Annotated in this window: 21 protein-coding genes and 1 tRNA gene; 11 read left to right on the forward strand and 11 right to left on the reverse strand. The window is 74.8% G+C overall.

The features are described 5' to 3' along the window. Positions 1–359: 359 nt before the first annotated feature. On the reverse strand, positions 360–1286 hold the full coding sequence (locus tag OG553_RS33760) for a LysR family transcriptional regulator (RefSeq protein WP_405982648.1): 927 nt from the start codon (positions 1284–1286) through the stop codon (positions 360–362). Positions 1287–1344: 58 nt separating this feature from the next. Here OG553_RS33760 and OG553_RS33765 point away from each other — a divergent pair, with 58 nt between their 5' ends. Further along, positions 1345–2157 carry an NAD(P)-dependent oxidoreductase gene (locus OG553_RS33765; RefSeq protein ID WP_405982649.1) on the forward strand — a complete coding sequence of 271 codons (813 nt, stop codon included), beginning with the start codon at positions 1345–1347 and terminating at the stop codon, positions 2155–2157. 12 nt (positions 2158–2169) lie between these two features. Here OG553_RS33765 and OG553_RS33770 read toward each other — a convergent pair whose 3' ends face one another. After that, positions 2170–2991, reverse strand: coding sequence for a dienelactone hydrolase family protein (locus OG553_RS33770; protein ID WP_405982650.1), 822 nt, complete (start codon positions 2989–2991; stop codon positions 2170–2172). 114 nt (positions 2992–3105) lie between these two features. Here OG553_RS33770 and OG553_RS33775 point away from each other — a divergent pair, with 114 nt between their 5' ends. Both OG553_RS33775 and OG553_RS33780 read left to right on the forward strand, forming a co-directional pair. Beyond that, positions 3106–3714 carry a GNAT family N-acetyltransferase gene (locus OG553_RS33775; protein ID WP_405982651.1) on the forward strand — a complete coding sequence of 203 codons (609 nt, stop codon included), beginning with the start codon at positions 3106–3108 and terminating at the stop codon, positions 3712–3714. A gap of 178 nt (positions 3715–3892) precedes the next feature. Further along, positions 3893–4366: a hypothetical protein gene (locus OG553_RS33780; RefSeq protein WP_405983211.1), complete on the forward strand. Its 474-nt coding sequence runs from the start codon at positions 3893–3895 to the stop codon at positions 4364–4366. A gap of 135 nt (positions 4367–4501) precedes the next feature. Here OG553_RS33780 and argG read toward each other — a convergent pair whose 3' ends face one another. Together argG and thpR are read right to left on the reverse strand one after the other, a co-directional pair. Continuing rightward, positions 4502–5956: an argininosuccinate synthase gene (argG, locus tag OG553_RS33785; protein WP_405982652.1), complete on the reverse strand. Its 1455-nt coding sequence runs from the start codon at positions 5954–5956 to the stop codon at positions 4502–4504. A 122-nt stretch (positions 5957–6078) separates the two neighbouring features. Next, the gene (gene thpR, locus OG553_RS33790; RefSeq protein WP_405982653.1) at positions 6079–6663 is read right to left on the reverse strand and encodes an RNA 2',3'-cyclic phosphodiesterase; all 585 of its coding nucleotides are present in this window, start codon (positions 6661–6663) and stop codon (positions 6079–6081) included. Between the two features lie 113 nt (positions 6664–6776). Here thpR and OG553_RS33795 point away from each other — a divergent pair, with 113 nt between their 5' ends. The 6 genes from OG553_RS33795 to OG553_RS33820 all read left to right on the forward strand — a co-directional run bounded on the left by OG553_RS33795 (position 6777) and on the right by OG553_RS33820 (position 11419). Further along, positions 6777–7457: a helix-turn-helix transcriptional regulator gene (locus OG553_RS33795; RefSeq protein WP_405982654.1), complete on the forward strand. Its 681-nt coding sequence runs from the start codon at positions 6777–6779 to the stop codon at positions 7455–7457. 32 nt (positions 7458–7489) lie between these two features. Then, positions 7490–7978, forward strand: a complete 489-nt coding sequence (locus OG553_RS33800; RefSeq protein WP_405982655.1) for a DUF3291 domain-containing protein — start codon at positions 7490–7492, stop codon at positions 7976–7978. Between the two features lie 44 nt (positions 7979–8022). Continuing rightward, on the forward strand, positions 8023–8394 hold the full coding sequence (locus tag OG553_RS33805) for a PadR family transcriptional regulator (RefSeq protein WP_405982656.1): 372 nt from the start codon (positions 8023–8025) through the stop codon (positions 8392–8394). Next, the gene (locus OG553_RS33810; protein ID WP_405982657.1) at positions 8391–9272 is read left to right on the forward strand and encodes a hypothetical protein; all 882 of its coding nucleotides are present in this window, start codon (positions 8391–8393) and stop codon (positions 9270–9272) included. Before OG553_RS33805 ends, OG553_RS33810 begins: the two co-directional genes overlap by 4 nt. Positions 9273–9361: 89 nt before the next feature. Next, positions 9362–9679, forward strand: coding sequence for an antibiotic biosynthesis monooxygenase family protein (locus OG553_RS33815; RefSeq protein ID WP_405982658.1), 318 nt, complete (start codon positions 9362–9364; stop codon positions 9677–9679). A gap of 501 nt (positions 9680–10180) precedes the next feature. After that, positions 10181–11419 (forward strand): FAD-dependent oxidoreductase, encoded by a 1239-nt coding sequence (locus OG553_RS33820; RefSeq protein WP_405982659.1) that lies wholly within the window; start codon positions 10181–10183, stop codon positions 11417–11419. Between the two features lie 22 nt (positions 11420–11441). Here the strand turns inward: OG553_RS33820 and OG553_RS33825 are convergent, their stop codons facing one another. Continuing rightward, positions 11442–12203, reverse strand: a complete 762-nt coding sequence (locus OG553_RS33825; RefSeq protein WP_405982660.1) for a DeoR/GlpR family DNA-binding transcription regulator — start codon at positions 12201–12203, stop codon at positions 11442–11444. Between the two features lie 83 nt (positions 12204–12286). Then, the gene (locus OG553_RS33830; protein WP_405982661.1) at positions 12287–13216 is read right to left on the reverse strand and encodes an MBL fold metallo-hydrolase; all 930 of its coding nucleotides are present in this window, start codon (positions 13214–13216) and stop codon (positions 12287–12289) included. Between the two features lie 102 nt (positions 13217–13318). Here OG553_RS33830 and OG553_RS33835 point away from each other — a divergent pair, with 102 nt between their 5' ends. Then, positions 13319–14176 (forward strand): helix-turn-helix domain-containing protein, encoded by an 858-nt coding sequence (locus tag OG553_RS33835; RefSeq protein WP_405982662.1) that lies wholly within the window; start codon positions 13319–13321, stop codon positions 14174–14176. Between the two features lie 27 nt (positions 14177–14203). Here OG553_RS33835 and OG553_RS33840 read toward each other — a convergent pair whose 3' ends face one another. Continuing rightward, positions 14204–14791 carry a TetR family transcriptional regulator gene (locus OG553_RS33840; RefSeq protein WP_405982663.1) on the reverse strand — a complete coding sequence of 196 codons (588 nt, stop codon included), beginning with the start codon at positions 14789–14791 and terminating at the stop codon, positions 14204–14206. A 124-nt stretch (positions 14792–14915) separates the two neighbouring features. On the opposite strand from OG553_RS33840, the gene OG553_RS33845 reads away from it, so the two are divergent. Continuing rightward, the gene (locus OG553_RS33845; RefSeq protein ID WP_405982664.1) at positions 14916–15899 is read left to right on the forward strand and encodes an aldo/keto reductase; all 984 of its coding nucleotides are present in this window, start codon (positions 14916–14918) and stop codon (positions 15897–15899) included. Here OG553_RS33845 and OG553_RS33850 read toward each other — a convergent pair. The 4 genes from OG553_RS33850 to OG553_RS33865 all read right to left on the reverse strand — a co-directional run bounded on the left by OG553_RS33850 (position 15885) and on the right by OG553_RS33865 (position 17652). Beyond that, positions 15885–16772 carry a GNAT family N-acetyltransferase gene (locus OG553_RS33850; RefSeq protein WP_405982665.1) on the reverse strand — a complete coding sequence of 296 codons (888 nt, stop codon included), beginning with the start codon at positions 16770–16772 and terminating at the stop codon, positions 15885–15887. The two genes, OG553_RS33845 and OG553_RS33850, sit on opposite strands and share 15 nt — an antisense overlap. A gap of 48 nt (positions 16773–16820) precedes the next feature. Further along, positions 16821–16895 (reverse strand) — tRNA-Trp (locus OG553_RS33855). Positions 16896–16909: 14 nt separating this feature from the next. Continuing rightward, positions 16910–17296, reverse strand: coding sequence for a VOC family protein (locus OG553_RS33860; RefSeq protein WP_405982666.1), 387 nt, complete (start codon positions 17294–17296; stop codon positions 16910–16912). After that, a complete protein-coding gene (locus tag OG553_RS33865) occupies positions 17293–17652 on the reverse strand; it encodes a hypothetical protein (protein WP_405982667.1) in 360 nt (119 codons plus the stop codon). Before OG553_RS33865 ends, OG553_RS33860 begins: the two co-directional genes overlap by 4 nt. Between the last annotated feature and the right edge of the window lie 126 nt (positions 17653–17778).

The following is a 17778-nucleotide window of genomic DNA, read 5'->3' on the forward strand; positions in this document are numbered from 1 at the left end:
GCCACGCCCGGCCCCGGACACGCCGCTACGGCCCGCGCCCGGCGCGGCGCGGCCGTCGGCCGGGCGGCGCCCCCGCAGGGCCGGGCGGCGCGGCGCGGCCGCCGGCCCCGGAGCGGATCGGCTGATCCGGCTCGGCCCGGCCCGGCGTGTCCCGGGCCCGGCGGGCGGGGCGCCGGGCGGAGGCTCCTGCGATCTCCGGCGCGTGCTCCCGGCCGTTCGCTCGCCGGCCGGCCCCTTGCGTGTACGAGTACTCCGCCCCGGGTCCGCTCGGCAGGCTCCGCAGGGCCGGCCTGCTCCGGATTCCCCCCGGCATGACCCCCCCCGGTTCACACGGCGCCGGGACGGGAGGTGCCGACGGATCACCGGACGGGCGGGCGGATTCCCCCGGCCGGCTCCGGTCGCCCGGCGGCGGACCGCAGCAGGGAGAGGAAGGCCCCGACCGCCGGGGAGTGGCGTAGGCCGCGTGGAGTGCCCGCGTACACCTTCCGGCAGGGCAGGTCCGCGGGGTCGACCGGTACGAGGACGATGTCCGGCCGCACCGCCCCGGCCGCCAGCTCCGGCAGCACCGTGATGCCGAGCCCGGCGGCGACGAAGCCCTGCTTGGCGGTCCAGTCGTTGACCCGGAACACCACCCGCGGCACGAAGCCCGCCGCCAACGCGGGCGCCAGCAAGGTCCGGTCGGGACGCACGTCCCCCTCGATCCAGTCCTCGTCAGCCAGTTCGGGCAGGTGCAGCACGGCGCGCCCCGCGTACCGGTGGCCGCGCGGCAGTGCCACGTACATCGGCTCGTCCAGCAGGTGGTGCAACTCCGGTCCGGGCAGCGCGATCCCGGCGGGCGTGCTCAGTACGGCCAGGTCGAGACCGCCCTCGGCCAGCAGCGCCGCGTGCTTGGCGGAGGGCCCCTCCGAGTGGACGACGGTCACGCCCGGGTACCGGTCCCCGAAGGCTGCCAGGGCGCGCGGTACCAGGGAGACGTTGGCGGCGGCGAAGGCCCCGATCCGCAGCGTGCCGCCGCCGAGGGAGCGCAGCGAGGCCAGCTCCGCCCGCGCGGCCCGAAGCCGCTCCCGCACGCCCTCGGCGTGCGGGAGCAGGACCCGTCCGGCCTCGGTCAGCCGCACCCCGCGCGGCAGCCGGTCGAACAGGGCGGTTCCCCACTCCTCCTCCAGGGCCTGGACCTGACGGGAGACGGCGGACTGGGTGTACCCGAGGTGCCGGGCGGCGGCGGTGAAGGAACCGTCCCGGGCCACCCGCAGGAACACCTCGTACGAGCCATGTGAATCGGGCATGGCAGCCATGCTAGACATTCGCTTGTCGCATGCCTCGGCGGGTCCTAGCGTCGGGGCCATGCAGAAGATCGCATTCCTCGGCCTCGGCACCATGGGCCTGCCCATGGCCCGTCGCCTGCTCGCCGCCGGCCACCCGCTGACCGTCTGGAACCGCACCCCGTACAAGGCCGGCCCGCTGGTCGCGGAGGGCGCCCGTCTCGCCGACGGCCCGGGGGAGGCGGTCGCCGGGGCCGACGTCGTCATCACGATGCTCGCCGACCCGGCCGCCGCCCGGGCCGTGGCCGGCTCCGTCCTCCCGGCCCTGCGGCCGGGCACCCACTGGATCGACACCTCGACCGTCGGCCCCGACGCGATCGCCGAACTGGCAGCCCGCCTCCCCGAGGGGGTCACGCTGACCGACGCGCCGGTGATGGGCAGCGTGGACCGGGCGGCCGCCGGAGAGCTGTCGATCCTGGCGGGCGGACCGCTCCCCGACCCGGTGCGCGCGGTCCTGGACCGGCTCGGCGAGGTCACCGAATGCGGCGCCCCCGGCTCCGGGGCCGCCCTCAAACTCGTGCTCATCAACGCGGTGATCGGCGGTGTGGCCCTGGTGTCCGACGCCCTCCGCCTCGGTCAGGCCCTCGGTCTCCCCTCCGACCTGGTCCGCGGCCGGCTGGCCGAGGGCCCGCTGGCGGGAGCGGTCGCCCGCACCTTCGCCGCCGGCTCCCACTTCCCGGTGGCGCTGGCGGCCAAGGACGTCGCGCTGGCCCTGGACGGCGCCGGAGCCCGGCTCCCGGTCCTGCACGCCGTCCACGCCGAGCTCACCGCCCGGCCCGAGCTGGCCGGTCAGGACCTGTCCCGGATCCGGCCGCCCGCACTCCTGTGGGACTGACCGGACGCCTGCCTAGGGGGTCAGCAGCCGGGTCCGGAACAGGTCGAGGACGGTGTCCAGCGCCTCCCGCGTGGGCTGTCCCGGCTCGTCGACCAGGTGCTCCGTCAGGACGGAGTGCGGGGGCAGCGCCGCGTCGGGAGCGGCCGCCGAATCCTCCAGCTCGACGGCGACGAACGCGTCACCCAGCTCGCGCCGCAGGTGGGCGAACCGGTCGCCGGGCACCAGCCGGTCTCCCCGGAAGCGCAGGCCGAGCACCTGGAGGCCCTCGCGCTCGCAGCGCCCGCGTACGACCGCCAGCTCCTCCGGGGAGATGTCGATGCGGCCCGCACGGCCGGGGGTGAGGGCCAGCGGCAGTGACGGCTGCGACAGCACGGGGGCGAGCAGGCGCGGGTCGGTGGCCATGGCCAGCGCGAACCCGCCGGTCAGGCACATTCCGACGGCGCCGACCCCGGGGCCGCCGCAGCGCTCGTGCTCGGCGGCGGCCAGTGCGCGCAGCCACGACACCACCCGGGACGAGCGCCCGGTGGCGAGCAGCGTGAACTCCCGGCTCACGCACACCTTCCGCATGGTCGACGCCACGTAACGCCCGGCCTTCGGCCAGCCCGCGGTGCGGGGGTCCGCGTCCCGGCCGGGTTCGCCGAAGAGCACCGGCAGCACGGCGGTGCACCCCGCCTCCGCCACCCGTTCGGCGAACGCCAGGACCTTGGGGGTGATGCCCGGGATCTCCGCCATGACGATCACCGCCGGGCCCGAGCCGCGGCGCAGCAGGCGCCGGGTGGTGCCGTCGTGCGTGAAGGTGCCCTTGGTGAAGCCGGTCAGGTCGTGGTCTGCCACGGGTCTTCCGTTCTCTGCGGTCGAATCCTCCTGGGCGGCCACCAAGTTACCGGGACGTAGGGGCCCGTGGTCAACAGACCCCCCAGGGCCAACCCAAGATCATCAGTGTGCAGAATGACCCCTATGTCGATGACAAACCTGCCGAAGACGGCCACCGTTGACGACGCCCCGTCGATCAGCCGTGCCCTGGCCCGCGCCTTCCACGACGACCCGATGATGAACTGGTTCTTCCCCGCAGGGGACGCGCGCGAGGAGAACCTGACCCGGTACTTCAGCACCATCTACACGCGGCAGTACGTCCGCCACGGCGTGTGCGAGCGCACCGCCGCGGCTGCCGCGTTCTGGGTGTCGCCGGAGGGGCACGAGAAGTCCGTCCCCGACGCGGAGACCATCCGCGAGCTCACCGAGATCCTCGGCGACCGGGCCCACCTGTTCCGCGAGGCCGTCGAGCTGGCCGCGCAGCACGCCCCGCAGGAGCCGCACTGGTACCTGGCGCTGATCGGCGCGGACCCGGCCGGCCAGGGGCAGGGCCACGGCTCGGCACTGCTGCGCTCGGGCCTGGCCAAGGCCGACGCGGGGGGCCTGCCGGTCTACCTGGAGTCCTCCAAGCCGTCCAACCTGCCCGTCTACGAGCACTTCGGCTTCGAGGTCCTGGGCGAGGTGGAGCTCCCGGGCGGCGGCCCGACCCTCTGGGCCATGCGCCGCGCCCCCCGCACCGCGTGACACCCGCGTTCCTCCCCGGCCCGGCGCCGGGCCGGGGAGGGACGGTTCGGCGGATTCGCGGCCGGGCCCCGCTCCCGGCACCCGCCAGCGGGTGCGCGGCGCGGCCGGATGCGGAAAGCTGGGCAGTGCCGCGCCGCCGACGGCGGGACGGACCGGCGAGGAGGGGCTGATGGACGCCATGGAAGCTTCGCGGGAGACCCGGCCCGTACGAGTGCGCCGGTACGGGCCGCGCCGGGCGGCGCTGCTGTGCGCGCTCGCGGCCCTCGCGGCGGCCGCCGTCCCGGCCTCCGCCGCCCACACCCGCGCCGCCCCGGACCCGCTCGTGGTGGTCGACTGCTTCGACAAGCCCCAGGTCCGCCCCGAGGAGTACCTGCTGGCCTGCGGCGACGGCAACAACCGGCTCGTCGGACTGCGCTGGGAGAGCTGGGGGCCGGGCACCGCGACCGCCACCGGGACCGACATGGTCAACGACTGCCGCCCCTACTGCGCGGCGGGCCGCTTCCGCGCCTACCCGGTGACGGTGACCCTGAGCGAGCCGCAGCCCTGGCCCGGGCGCCCCGACGTACGGCGCTTCACCACGATCCGGCTGCTGTACACCGACGGCGCACCGCACCCGGTGCCGAAGGACGTGACCTACAAGCTCGTCTACTGACGGCCCCGGGGACCCCGCCGTGCCCGGCCCCACGCCGAGCGGCTGAAGGGCGCGCGGAACGGGACGGGCCGGTCCCGGCGCCCGCGTGGCGCCGGGACCGGCCCGTCCCGTTCGTGTCGTACCGCCCGCCGGGGGTCAGTCCGTGCCGAACTCCATCGCGGCGCGGTCCAGCATCTCCTCGTCGGCGGAGACCTCACCGCGCGAGGCGATGGCCTCGGCGCCGCCCTCCGGCATCTCCGGCATGGTGCCGATCAGCCCGGTCGCGGCGGCCTGGGCGGCGCCGACGGCGGGGCTGCCGGTCCCGATCAGGCCGAGGACCGCGTACTGCTCCAGCTTGGCGCGGGAGTCGGCGATGTCCAGGTTGCGCATGGTGAGCTGGCCGATCCGGTCCACCGGGCCGAACGCCGAGTCCTCGGTGCGCTCCATGGAGAGCTTGTCCGGGTGGTAGCTGAAGGCCGGGCCACGGGTGTCGAGGATCGAGTAGTCCTCGCCGCGCCGCAGCCGCAGGGTGACCTCGCCGGTGACGGCCGCGCCGACCCAGCGCTGGAGGGACTCCCGGACCATCAGGGCCTGCGGGTCCAGCCACCGGCCCTCGTACATCAGGCGGCCGAGGCGCCGGCCCTCGTTGTGGTACTGGGCGAGGGTGTCCTCGTTGTGGATGGCGTTGACCAGGCGCTCGTACGCGGCGTGCAGCAGCGCCATGCCCGGGGCCTCGTAGATGCCGCGGCTCTTGGCCTCGATGATCCGGTTCTCGATCTGGTCCGACATGCCCATGCCGTGGCGGCCGCCGATGGCGTTGGCCTCCATGACCAGGTCGACGGCGGAGGGGAACTCCTTGCCGTTGATCGTGACGGGGCGGCCCTGGTTGAAGCCGATCGTCACGTCCTCGGTGGCGATCTCGACGGACGGGTCCCAGAACCGGACGCCCATGATCGGGTCGACGGTCTCCACGCCGGTGTCCAGGTGCTCCAGGGTCTTGGCCTCGTGGGTGGCGCCCCAGATGTTGGCGTCGGTGGAGTACGCCTTCTCGGTGCTGTCGCGGTAGGGGAGGTCGTGGGCCAGCAGCCACTCCGACATCTCCTTGCGGCCGCCCAGCTCGGTCACGAAGTCCGCGTCCAGCCAGGGCTTGTAGATGCGCAGGTGCGGGTTGGCGAGCAGACCGTAGCGGTAGAACCGCTCGATGTCGTTGCCCTTGAAGGTGGAGCCGTCGCCCCAGATCTGGACGTTGTCCTCCAGCATGGCCCGCACCAGCAGGGTGCCGGTCACGGCGCGGCCGAGCGGGGTGGTGTTGAAGTAGGCCCGCCCGCCCGAGCGGATGTGGAACGCGCCGCAGGTCAGTGCGGCCAGGCCCTCCTCGACCAGCGCCGCCCGGCAGTCGACCAGGCGCGCGATCTCGGCGCCGTAGGTCTTCGCACGGCCGGGCACCGAGGCGATGTCGGGCTCGTCGTACTGGCCGATGTCGGCGGTGTAGGTGCACGGGACGGCACCCTTGTCGCGCATCCAAGCGACCGCGACGGAGGTGTCGAGGCCGCCCGAGAAGGCGATGCCGACGCGCTCGCCGGCGGGAAGGGAGGTGAGGACCTTAGACATGGGAAGATTATGCATGCCGCCGCATGGTCATGCAATTCCGGATCGGATCGCGGACCGGATCGCGGATCGGATCGCGGACCGGACGCCGGGCCGGATCCCGGATCTGCGGAGTCCCGCGCCCCTCAGTTCCCGCCGCCGAACGCCCAGGACTCGATGTCCCGGTAGTGGATCGGCCCCGGGCCCCGGCCGATGTTGCTGCCGACCAGGTGCAGGCGCTCCGCCTCCCACTCCCGCCCGCTGAACGCGGCGAGCCCGGCGGCGGCCTCCAGTGCGGCGGAGGGATCGCCGCGCCGGGCGCGGGCCAGCGTGAGATGGGGGCGCAGCGGCCGGTCCGCGAAGGTGATGCCGCACTCCTTGACCGCGGCGCGCACCTCGGCGGCCAGTACGTGCAGCTCCTCCAGCTCCCCGCCTATCCCGCTCCACAGCACCCGCTCGTCGAAGTGCCCGCCGCCGCGCAGGGACAGCCGTACGGGCCTGCGTGCCGCCGCCAGCTCCGCGAGCCGGGGCCGCAGCGGCGGGACGGCCGCGACCGGGAGCTCGCCGAGGAACGCCAGGGTGACGTGCCAGTCCTCGATGCGGTTCCACCGCATGCGCGGGTGCGCCTCGTACGCGGGCGCGAGCGCCCGCTCCAGCTCCTCCTTCGCGCCGTCGGGCGGGGCGAGGGCGATGAAGACGCGGACGGTCGCGGAATGGGTGTGTTCCTTCACGTACGCAGTCGTACCGCCTCCCGGCCTCCCCGGTCACCTTCCGCCCCGTCAGGTCCGCCCGGTGCGCCGCCCGGCCTTCTATCTCCAACCTCTGTTGTTCCTAGAATGGCGAGATGGAGGACATCGACGCGATCGCGGTGCTGCAGGACCCCGTGCGCCGCAGGCTGTACGAGTACGTGGTGGCCCAGGGCCGCGAGGTCGGCCGGAACGAGGCCGCCGAGGCGGCCGGCGTGGCCCGCACCCTCGCCGCGCACCATCTGGACAAGCTGGCCGAGGCGGGCCTGCTGGAGAGCGGCAGCCGCCGGCTGACCGGCCGTTCGGGGCCGGGGGCCGGCCGCCCCGCCAAGGTGTACACGCGGGCCCGGACCGAGTGGTCGGTGTCGCTGCCGCCCCGCGACTACCTCACGGCCGCCGAGCTGCTGGCCGAGGCCGCCGAGCGGGCCGGGCTGGACGCGGGCCTGTGCGATGCGGCGCGCCGGCGCGGCGAGGCCCTGCGCGGACCCGCGGCGCCCTGCGGCGGGCTCGAAGAGGCGATGGGGGTGCTGGCCGCCCGCGGCTACGAACCGCACCTGGAGGGGGGCGCGGGGGAGGGGGGTGACGGGGCGCCCGTCGTCCGGATGCGCAACTGCCCCTTCCATGCGGTCGCCGAGCGGTTCCCGCCGCTCGTCTGCGGGATGAACCTCGCCCTGCTGGAGGGGCTGCTCGGCGCGGACGGTCCCGTCCGTGCCCGGATGGACGCCCGGCCGGGAGAGTGCTGCGTCGTGGTCGAGGCCTCTAAAAACAATATTGATTGACATAGAAATCGCCGCCGTGCTGGGATGGGGTCATGACCGCATCCCCGCACGGCCCTGCCGCCGTCCACCTGGCCCAGCTCAACGTCGCGACGTTCCGCTACCCCCTCGACGACCCCCGCGTGGCTCCGTTCGTCGAGGCGCTCGACCCCGTCAACTCCGCGGCCGACGCCGCGCCCGGTTTCGTGTGGCGGCTCAAGGAGGACGGGGCGGACGACGCCACCGCCATGCGGCCCCTGGGCGAGCGCGTCATCGTCAACATGTCGGTGTGGGAGACCAGGGAGGCGCTGTGGGACTTCACCTACCGCAGCGGGCACCTGGAGGTGATGCGCGGGCGCCGTGACTGGTTCGAGCGGCACGTCGAGGCGCACATGGTCCTCTGGTGGGTCCCCGCCGGGCACGCCCCGGGCGTCGAGGAGGCCCTGGATCGGCTCGCGGACATCAGGGCGAACGGCCCGTCCCCGCGCGCGTTCACCTTCGCCTCCTCCTACACCGCCGCCGAGGCCGCCGGGACGAACGCATAACTCGGCCATCGACATATGTCGGCAACCGAGCTATCGTCGTGCTCGTGAACGATCAAGCTCTGCGCGAGCCGACTCTGCTCATCCTCACCGCGATCGCCGATGCCCCCAGGCACGGATACGCGATCGCCCAGGAGGTCGAGAAGATCTCGGAAGGCCGCACGAAGATGCGTACCGGAACGCTGTACGGGGCCCTGGAGCGGCTCCTCGAACAGCAGCTCATCGCCGTCCACGACGAGGAGGTGGTCGACGGCCGCAGGCGGCGCAGCTACGCCCTCGCCCCCCACGGCCGCGAGGTCCTGGCCGCCGAGGCGGCCCGGATCGCCCGCACCGCCCAGGAGGCCACCCGGCGCCTCGGCCTCGGCGCGCGGACCGCGCCCGGCCTGCTCGGCTCCTCCGACGGGACGGTGACCGCGTGACCGCCCTGCTCAGGCTCTACCCGGCCGGATTCCGGCGGGAGTTCGGCGACGAAATAGCCATGGCCTACCACGAGGCCACCCGCGGCGCGGGCCGGGCGGCCCGGACCCGGGAGGCGCTGGACGTCACCGGGCACGCGCTGCGCATGCGCCTCGGACTCGGCTCGGCGGGCCGCCGCGGCCGGCTCGTGGCGGCGGTGGCGCCGTTCACCACCGTCGCGGCGGGCGCGAGCGCGCTCTGGTGGGCCGGGCTGATGGCCCCGGCGGTGAAGGAAACCACCCTGCCCGCGCAGATCGCCGTTCCGTTCATCCTGCTGGCGGTGACCCACCTGGTCATGGTGCTGGGCGCCGCGATCGCCCTGAGCGGTCGCTGGGCGGCAGGCACCTGGACCGTGCTGGCGGCCTGCGCGGCAACCACGGTGGTCGACGTGTTCCGGCTGGGCGGGGGCCTCGACCTCGTGTTCTTCGTGCGGACACCGTTGTTCCTCGCCGCGCTGGCGGCAGTGCTCTGCCCCGCGGACCTGCGCCCGCAACCGCGCGTTCGCACGGCGGCAGGACTGGCCGCCGTCGTGGTGTGGACGGTACTCATGGCCGGCGTGCTCACGTGGGCCCCGCTGCCCGGCGGGTCTTTGGGCGGCCTCCGCTTCGCCGTGCCGGCGGCAGCCGGACTGGCCCTCGCCGGGCGGCCCGCGTTCGCAAAGCTGCGTACGGCACCCGCCGTCCTCCTCGCGGCGCTCCCCCTGTTCGTCCTCGGCGCGCCGTTCTGGACGCGGGACGCCTGCACGGGTCCCCTCGCGCTCGGGCTCCTCGTCGTGGCGGCGGCCACGGTGAGCATCCGCCGGCGCAGCAGCAGGGGCCGGCGCCCGATCGACGGGCTCTGACCCCGGGCTCGCCGCGGACGCCCGGCCCGTACGGTGTACTCCGCACCGCCGCACGACCGGCGGCGGCCGAAGAGGACGACGGGGGAAACGTGTTCGCGGTGATCTACCGGTGGCGGCTGCTGCCGGGCGGGGAAGAACAGTTCCGCGAGGGCTGGCGCCGGGTGACCGAGGCCATCCTGCGGGAGTGCGGCAGCTACGGCTCGCGGCTCCACCGCGGGGACGACGGCACCTGGCTCGCGTACGCCCGCTGGCCGGACGAGGCGAGCCGCGAGCGCTGCGGGGTGCCCGACCCGGAGGGCATCGCGATGATGGCGGGAGCCATCGCGGAGAGGATGCCGGAGACCAGGCTCACCCTCGTCGACGACCTCCTCGCCGAGCCGTACGTTCCGGCGGCGGACGGCAGCTAGGCCGTCTCTTCCGGATCTTGCTCCCCCAGCTACCGCCGGGAGGTGCCCCCAGACCCGCGCCGCCCGGCACCGCGCCTCGCCGCCTTGGCGGGGACCAAGTACGTCGAGTACGGCGGCGCCCCGCCCAGCGGTGGCTGGGGGAGGCTCGGGCCTGACCGGCAAGATCCGAAAGAGACGGCCCAGGCCACGCGCCGGCCGCGCCGGCCCTCCCCGCCCTCCGGTCGCCGGGCGCGGTTCACGCCGCGGCGCCGCCGCCCCCGAGCCCCGACCGCCGGCCGGGCCGTCCGCGGCCCCGCGCATCCGGGGGAGCCGCGGGCCCGCGCATCCAGGCGGACGGCCCGCTTCGCGGATGCGGCCCGGCGGCGGCGTACGGATGCGGAGCGGCCCCGGAGGAGCCCGGCCGGGCTCCTGCGGCACCCGGCCCGCCGACCGGCGGAGCCCCCGGTAGGGTCGGGGCTCCGCCGTCGTGGACGGTGACCGGGGGAACGGAAGGGGCGACGGATGACGGAACGTCACGCGGTGGTGGCCGGGGCCGGGATCGGCGGGCTCACGGCAGCCCTCGCACTCCACCGCAGGGGCTGGCGCGTCACCGTCTGCGAACGCGCCCCCGAGCCCCCCGCCACCGGCGCCGGCATCGGCCTCGCCCCCAACGCCCTGCGTGCACTGGAGGCGATCGGCGTGGAAGCGGCCCACGCCGCGGGCAGCGCCGTACCCGCTCTGATGGGCGTACGCCGCCCCGACGGCCGGTGGCTCACCCGCACCGCGACCGCGGACATGGCGGCCCGCTACGGCGTCCCGCCGATCGCCGTCCCGCGCCCGGTCTTCACCGCCGCCCTCGCCGCCGCCCTCCCTCCGGAAGTCCTCCGCTACGGCACAGCGGTGACCGGCGTCGACCCGGCGAGCCCGGACGGAACCGGCCCGGACGGCACCGGCCCCGCCGGCGGCCGCGCGACCGTCCGCACGGCGGCAGGACCGGACCTCACGGCCGACCTGGTGGTCGCCGCCGACGGCATCAACAGCCCGCTGCGCCGCGCGCACTTCCCCGCCCACCCCGGCCTGCGCTACCTCGGCGAGACCGCCTGGCGCACCATCGTCGACGCCCCCGACCTGGGGATACCGGCCATGAGCGAAACCTGGGGGCGGGGGCAGCGGTTCGGGGTGACCCCGCTGGCAGACGGCCGGTACTACCTCTACGCCACCGCGCGCGTCCCGGCCGGAACCCGCTCGCCCGACCCCCGGGCCGAACTCCGCCGCCGCTTCGGATCCTGGCACGACCCGGTCCCGGCCCTGCTGGACCGCGTCGCCCGCCTCGCCCCCGCCGACGTCCTCCAGAACGACCTGTACGACCTGGCCGCCCCGCTCCCGCGCCTGCACCACGGCCGGACCGTCTGGCTCGGCGACGCCGCCCACGCCATGGCCCCCAACCTCGGCCAGGGCGGCTGCCAGGCCATCGAGGACGCCGTGGTCCTCGCCCACCTGCTCCCCGAGGGGAACGCCGAGCACGGCGAGGGCGGCCGGGACCCCGTCCCGGCCGCCCTCGCCGCCTACACCGCCGCCCGCCGCGCCCGCACCGACGCCGTACGCGTCCGCGCCCGCCGGGTCGGCCGCCTCGGCGCCCTGCGCGGCCCCCTAGCCGCGGCGGCCCGCGACCTCGCGGTCCGCGCCGTCCCCGACCGGCTGGCGCTGCGCGGCATGGACGACCTCTTCAACGGCTTCCGCCTCCCGCAACCCCCGGCCTGACCCACGAGACACGGCCCGGCCCTCAGGCCCGGACGACCTCCGGGCCGCGGCCGGCGATCTCGTCGGCCTGCCCATCGGTCAGGCCGGTGTCCGTGACCAGCACGTCCACCTGCTCCAGGTCGGCGAACCGGGCGAAGTGCCGGGCGCCGTACTTGGAGGAGTCCGCGACCAGCACCACCCGGCGCGCCCCGGCCACCATGGCCCGCTTGACCGCCGCCTCGGCCAGGTCGGGCGTGGTCAGCCCGGCCTCCGCCGAGAACCCGTTGGTCGCGACCACCGCCACGTCCGGCTGCAGTTCGGCGAGGTCCCGCAGCGCCCACGCGTCCACCGCCGCCTGCGTACGGTGCCGCAGCCGGCCGCCGACGATGTGCAGGCGCAGACCCGGGTGCTCGGCGAGCCGGGCGGCCACCGGCAGCGCGTTCGTCACCACGGTGAGGGTGGAGTCGCGGGGGAGCAGTGCGGCCAGCCGGGAGACGGTGGTGCCCGCGTCCAGCAGCAGGCTGCCCTCCTCCGGCAGCAGCGCCAGCGCGGCCCGGGCGATCCGCTCCTTGGCCGCCGCGGCGGTGGAATCGCGCTCGGCGAGCCCCGGCTCCAGCCGGAGCCCGCCGGCGGGCAGCGCGCCGCCGTGCACCCGGCGCAGCAGACCGGCCCGTTCCAGGGCGGTCAGGTCCCGCCTGACCGTCTCCTGGGTGACCCCGAACTCCTCCGCCAGGGCCGGGACCTCGACGCGTCCGAGCTCCTGGGTCAGCTGGACGATCCGGTGCTGACGCTCGGGTGCGTACATGGGGATCGGATCCGTTCCGTATGGGTTGGTCCCTGTCGGTCCTGTCTATGACGGACCCTACTCGCCCTCCCCTCCGGACGGCCTCAGCCCTCCCCGCCCGGGGCGCACGGTGCGAACGGGGCCCAGCCCTTCACCGCGAAGGCCCCCGCGTCCCGCGCGACCTCCAGGGCGCCGTGCGAGCCGAAGTGCGCCGGGACCAGCAGCGCGTTGTGGTCGGCGGCCCAGCCGAGCAGCCGGCGCCGGGTGGCCCGGGACTGCGCGGCGTCCTCGCAGAAGCAGCTGTTCGCGTCCGGCTCCATGACCTGCACCGGGCTGTGCAGCAGATCGCCCACGAACACCGCCCGGTCGCCGCCGGAGGCGAGGGTGAGCACGCTGGACCCGGGGGTGTGCCCGGCGGCGAGGTCCAGCCGCAGATTCGCGTCGATCCGGTGGGAGTCCTCCCACAGCACGACCTGGCCGGCCTCGTGGACCGGCGCCACGCTGTCCTCGAACACGCCGGCGTTGCCGTCGTCGAGGACGGACGGGTGCCCGTTGGCGGGGTTCCAGAACTCGAAGTCGTTCCGGTTGATCAGATAGCGGGCGTTCGGGAAGGTCGGCACCCAGGTGTCCCCGTCCAGCCGGGTGTTCCATCCGACGTGGTCCCCGTGCAGGTGGGTGTTGACGACGAGGTCGACGTCCTCGGGCTTGACCCCGGCCCGGGCCAGCTCGTCCAGGAAGGCCGTCTCCTGGCGGTCCCAGGGAGTGCCCGGCCGTGCCTTGTGGTTGCCGCCGCCGGTGTCGACGAGGACCACCCGGCCCTCGCTGCGCAGCACCCACGTCTGCAGCGCGACCTGGGAGACGGGCGGCTCGCCGTCCGCGAAGTCGGGCCGCAGCCAGCCGGCGTGCGCCGACCAGACGTCCTCGCTGCTCCCGGGGATGAATTCGTGCGGGGTGAGCCCGAGCGGCCCGTAGTACTCGCGGACCCGGGTGACGGCGACGCCGCCCAACTCGATGGTGTCAGTGGTGGTGTTCATGGCCCCAACCCTGCGGCCGGCCCGGCGGGACAGCCACACCCTTCCCTGCCTATCCCCGGCAGGGTGAGGCTGGCCCCCGCGCCGCCCGCGATACTGGGGCGCATGGACGGACAGAGCAGCCTCGGCGCGTTCCTGCAGGCCCGCCGGTCCCGGCTGACGCCGGCGGACATCGGCCTCGACACGTACGGCGAGCGGCGCCGCGTACCGGGCCTGCGCCGCGAGGAACTCGCCCTCCTCGCCGGGGTCAGCGCCTCGTACTACGCACGGCTGGAGCAGGGGCACTCGCACAACGCCTCGCCCGAGGTGCTGGACGCCCTCGCCCGTGCGCTGAACCTGGACGAGGCCGAGCGGCGGCACGTGCACGACCTCGCGGGCCTGGCCGCCCGCCGCCCCGCCGCCCGGCGCCCGCCGGCGGAACGGGTCGACGAGCCGACCCGCCGGCTTCTGGAGTCCATGCCCGAGGTCCCGGCCGTCCTCACCGGCCGCCGGGCCGACATCCTGGCCTGGAACCCCCTGGGGCACGCCCTGTTCGCCGGCCACCTCGACCCCACGGCACCCGACCGGCCCGCGGACCGGCCCAACATGGCCGCGCTGATCTTCCTCGACCCGTACCTGCGCGAGCTCTACGGCACCTGGGAGTCCAAGGCCAGGGCCGCCGTCGCCAACCTGCGGTACGCGGCAGGCCGCCACCCGGACGACGCGCTCCTCGGCGCCCTCGTCGGCGAACTCACCATGAAGAGCGACGAGTTCGCCACCATGTGGGCCGACCACCGGGCCCGCCCCTGCACCGCCGCCGAGCAGCGGATGTGGCATCCGCTGGTGGGGGCCCTCACCGTCACCCAGCAGGCCCTGCGCGTCACCGACGACCAGACGCTGCTGGTGGCCACCGCCCCGGCCGGCTCCGAGGGCCACACGGCCCTCAGGCTCCTCGCCCAGGCCACGGCCGGCTCCCGGGCCTGACCCCGACCCGGATCCGGCCGCCGCCGGTCACGCCCGCGGCTGCGGCGGCCGGACCAGGCGGCGGACGGACTCCACCACCGCCGCGCGGTGCCCGGCCAGCCGCGCCGCCGGCCAGGGCTCGCCCGCGCCGCCCGTCGCCGGGCCTCCCACCGCGCCGGTCCACGCCTGCGCCAGCCCCATGACCAGCGTGAGCACGTCGCCCGGGTCGAGACCCGGATCCACCAGCCCCGCGGCCTGCGCCCGCTCCACCGCCGCGATCTTGCCCCGGTACGACTCCGCCACCGGCCCGGCGGTCTCCGGCCGCTCCAGCTGCTTCCACTGCACCAGGCGCATCAGGTCCGGGTACGCCACGAAGTGGTCGAAGACCGCTCCCGCGTACCCGGGCAGGTCCTCCGCGTCGAACGGCACGGATTCCGAGCCGGTCTCCAGGGCGCGCTGGAGCACGGCGTCGAACAGCTGCTCCTTGTTGCCGTAGTAGACGTAGATGAGCCGCTTGTTCGCCTGGGCGGTGACCGCGATGCGGTCGATCCGGGCGCCGGCGATGCCGTACGCCGCGAACTCGGAGAACGCCGCGTCGAGCAGGCGTGCCTTGGTTGCGCTGGAATCCCTTGCCATGGCGGGCAGCCTAGCAAGTAACTATCCGGTTATTGACATCTGCGGCACCTCGTGTGCAGACTCGAACTATCCAGTTAGTTACTTACCTCTACCCCCACCCCCCTCACCCCCCGGAGGAGACATCATGGAGATCCGCGCACTCGGCGGCCAGGGCCTGGAAGTCGGCGCCGAAGGCCTCGGCCTCATGGGCATGAGCGCCCACTACGGAGCCACCGACGAGACCGAGTCCCTGGCCACCATCGACCGCGCCCTCGCCCTGGGCGTGACCCTCCTCGACACCGCCGAGGGCTACGGCCCCTTCGTCAACGAGCAGCTCCTCGGCAAGGCCCTCCGCGGCCGCCGCGACGCCGCCGTCATCGCCACGAAGACCGGCGTCGAGTTCACCGACGAGGGCGCCTTCCGCGGCCACAACGGCACGCCCGAGTACATCCGCCGCTCCGCCGACCGCTCCCTGCGCCACCTGGGCACCGACCGGATCGACCTCTACTACCTGCACCGCGTCGACCCGGCCGTGCCGATCGAGGAGAGCATCGGCGCCATGTCCGAGCTGGTCGCCGCCGGCAAGGTCGGCCACATCGGGATCTGCGAGGCCGCCGCGAGCACCATCGCCCGCGCCCACGCCGTGCACCCGCTGGCCGCCGTGCAGACCGAGTACAGCCTGTTCGAGCGCGGGATCGAGCACGACGGCGTACGCGAGACCCTGCGCGAGCTCGGCATCGGCCTCGTCGCGTACTCCCCGCTCGGCCGCGGCTTCCTCTCCGGAGCCGTGACCAGCCCGGACGACTTCGCGGCCGACGACTTCCGGCGTACGGACCCCCGCTTCCAGGGCGAGAACTTCGACCGCAACCTCGCCGTCGTCGACCGCGTCCGGGCCCTCGCCGCCGAGAAGGGCGTCACCCCCTCCCAGCTGGCGCTGGCCTGGACCCTGCGCATGGGCGCCGTCCCGATCCCCGGCACCAAGCGCCGCCGCTACCTGGAGGAGAACGTCGCCGCGACCGCGGTCACCCTCACCGACGCCGACCTGGCCTCCATCGACGCCGTCGCACCGCACGGCGTGGTCTCGGGGGACCGGTACGCACCCGAACTCATGGCGTCACTGAACGGCTGAGCCCTCCGCCCCGGTCGGCAGGCCGATGGAGCGGTGCTCCTCCAGCACCGCGAAGCCGGTGCTGTCGTACAGGCCCATCGCGACCTCGTTCCCGCCGAAGACGTTGAACATCATCACCTCGTCACCGCCCTCCCGGGTGGCCCACTCGCCCACGGCCATCGCGGCCCGGCCGTAGCCCCTGCCCCGGTGCTCCTCGTGCACCTCCAGCGAGAACCCGAAGGTGACGCCCGGCAGGAACCCGTGGTTCACCCAGCCGGTGCCGATCACCACACCCTCGGCCTCCATCGCGTAGAAGGCGTGCCCCGGGGTCAGGTACCCCTGCGGGAGGTACCGGGCGAAGTCCTGGTCGGACTTCTCCTGGGCCTGCTCCGGGGTGAGCGCTCCGGCCCGGACGATGTCCGCGATGTACCCGGCCTCCTCGGCGGCGTACCAGGCCGGGTACTCCTCCTCCGTGAGCCGGCGGACCGTCAGCCCCGGCGGCAGCTGCGGCCGTTCGGCCACCGCGCGCATGCGGTTCTGACCCCGCACCGGATAGTCGGCGAAGGCTCCGGGCCCGCCGGTGAGCCGGACCTCCACGCGCTCGGCGCCGCGCTCGGCACACCACCGCTCGGCCCACTCCCGGCCCCGTGCCGCCGTCAGGTCGTGGATCCGGCCCACCACCGCCCCGTTGTCCTCCGTCACCCCGACAGCTATCCAGCCGGTGCCGTCCGTGGCCACCGTCCAGCCGTCGATCCCCTCCACGGCCCGCTCCAGCAGGGCCCGCGCCAGCGGCTCCGAACATCCCGCGGCCCGGTACCCGGCCAGCACCCGCTCCTCGAACCCGCCACGCCACGCGCCCTGTTCGGCGACGATCCCGATCTCGTTCTCGCTCATCCGTCCACCCTAGGGGGCGGCTTGTGGATCAAGCCGGGCTCGGGCGGGCGGGGCCGACCGGATTCGAACCGGCGTCCTCGCGGTTTTGGAGACCGCGCGCGACGACCCCTGCGCTACGGCCCCGCCCGCCCGGCAGCCTACCCGCCGTGGATGATCTGGATCAGGTTGCCGCAGGTGTCGTCCAGGACCGCGGTGGTCACCGGGCCGGTCTCCCTCGGCTCCTGGGTGAACCGCACCCCGAGCCCGCGCAGCCGGGCGAACTCCGCCGCCACGTCGTCCACGGCGAAGGAGGCGGCCGGGATGCCGTCCTTGACCAGCGCCTCCTTGTACGGCCGCACCGCCGGGTGTCCGTCGGGCTCCAGCAGCAGTTCGGTCCCGTCGGGGTCCTCGGGCGAGACCACGGTCAGCCACTTGTCCGCGCCGAGCGGCACCTCGTGCTTCTTCACGAAGCCCAGTACGTCCGTGTAGAAGCGCAGGGCCTTGTCCTGGTCGTCGACGAAGACGTTGGACAGGTGGATCCTCATCGGGTGCTCTCCCTCGTATCGGGCTGCTGCTCGACGACGCTGGTGCCGCTGCCCTCCTGGGACTCCCACGTCCACGTCTCCTCCAGCCGGAGCCGTCCGTCGGGCAGTTCCGTGACGAGGGAGACGCAGTGCCCGGAGGCGGTCGAGCCGTCGTGGCGGAGCTGGACGTAGCGGAAGTCGACGGTGTCGTCCGCCCGGGTGCCGACCAGGTGTCCCCTGGCCACGTCCCCGCCACGGTACTCGGCCCAGACGCGGCCGTCCTGTTCGTGATACTCGAACCGGGTCTGCCGGCCGACCTGGCCCGGCGCCTGGTCGGCGACGGGGACGAAGAAGAGGCCGTCGAGCGAACGCGCCACGGATGCTCCTGAGGGGAAGGGCGGCCGGAGGCACGGGCCCCGGCCGGGCGGATGTCCGGGTCACCCTAGACGCCCTCCCCGAACGGCTTCCCCGAACGGCTCCCCTGAACGGCTCCGCCGCGGCGG

It is taken from the genome of Streptomyces sp. NBC_00158 (genome assembly GCF_045160885.1).
Taxonomy (GTDB): Bacteria; Actinomycetota; Actinomycetes; order Streptomycetales; family Streptomycetaceae; genus Streptomyces.

What these genes read in the sequence shown, in the direction of transcription:
- OG553_RS33760 (WP_405982648.1), bottom strand. Translation starts at nt 1,286, where the DNA reads ATGCCCGATTCACATGGCTCGTACGAGGTGTTCCTGCGGGTGGCCCGG.
- OG553_RS33840 (WP_405982663.1), bottom strand. Translation starts at nt 14,791, where the DNA reads ATGGCAAGGGATTCCAGCGCAACCAAGGCACGCCTGCTCGACGCGGCG.
- OG553_RS33860 (WP_405982666.1), bottom strand. Translation starts at nt 17,296, where the DNA reads ATGAGGATCCACCTGTCCAACGTCTTCGTCGACGACCAGGACAAGGCC.
- OG553_RS33775 (WP_405982651.1), top strand. Translation starts at nt 3,106, where the DNA reads ATGACCCCTATGTCGATGACAAACCTGCCGAAGACGGCCACCGTTGAC.
- OG553_RS33795 (WP_405982654.1), top strand. Translation starts at nt 6,777, where the DNA reads ATGGAGGACATCGACGCGATCGCGGTGCTGCAGGACCCCGTGCGCCGC.
- OG553_RS33765 (WP_405982649.1), top strand. Translation starts at nt 1,345, where the DNA reads ATGCAGAAGATCGCATTCCTCGGCCTCGGCACCATGGGCCTGCCCATG.
- OG553_RS33780 (WP_405983211.1), top strand. Translation starts at nt 3,893, where the DNA reads ATGGAAGCTTCGCGGGAGACCCGGCCCGTACGAGTGCGCCGGTACGGG.
- OG553_RS33835 (WP_405982662.1), top strand. Translation starts at nt 13,319, where the DNA reads ATGGACGGACAGAGCAGCCTCGGCGCGTTCCTGCAGGCCCGCCGGTCC.
- OG553_RS33850 (WP_405982665.1), bottom strand. Translation starts at nt 16,772, where the DNA reads ATGAGCGAGAACGAGATCGGGATCGTCGCCGAACAGGGCGCGTGGCGT.
- OG553_RS33845 (WP_405982664.1), top strand. Translation starts at nt 14,916, where the DNA reads ATGGAGATCCGCGCACTCGGCGGCCAGGGCCTGGAAGTCGGCGCCGAA.
- OG553_RS33820 (WP_405982659.1), top strand. Translation starts at nt 10,181, where the DNA reads ATGACGGAACGTCACGCGGTGGTGGCCGGGGCCGGGATCGGCGGGCTC.
- OG553_RS33830 (WP_405982661.1), bottom strand. Translation starts at nt 13,216, where the DNA reads ATGAACACCACCACTGACACCATCGAGTTGGGCGGCGTCGCCGTCACC.
- argG (WP_405982652.1), bottom strand. Translation starts at nt 5,956, where the DNA reads ATGTCTAAGGTCCTCACCTCCCTTCCCGCCGGCGAGCGCGTCGGCATC.
- OG553_RS33825 (WP_405982660.1), bottom strand. Translation starts at nt 12,203, where the DNA reads ATGTACGCACCCGAGCGTCAGCACCGGATCGTCCAGCTGACCCAGGAG.
- OG553_RS33800 (WP_405982655.1), top strand. Translation starts at nt 7,490, where the DNA reads ATGACCGCATCCCCGCACGGCCCTGCCGCCGTCCACCTGGCCCAGCTC.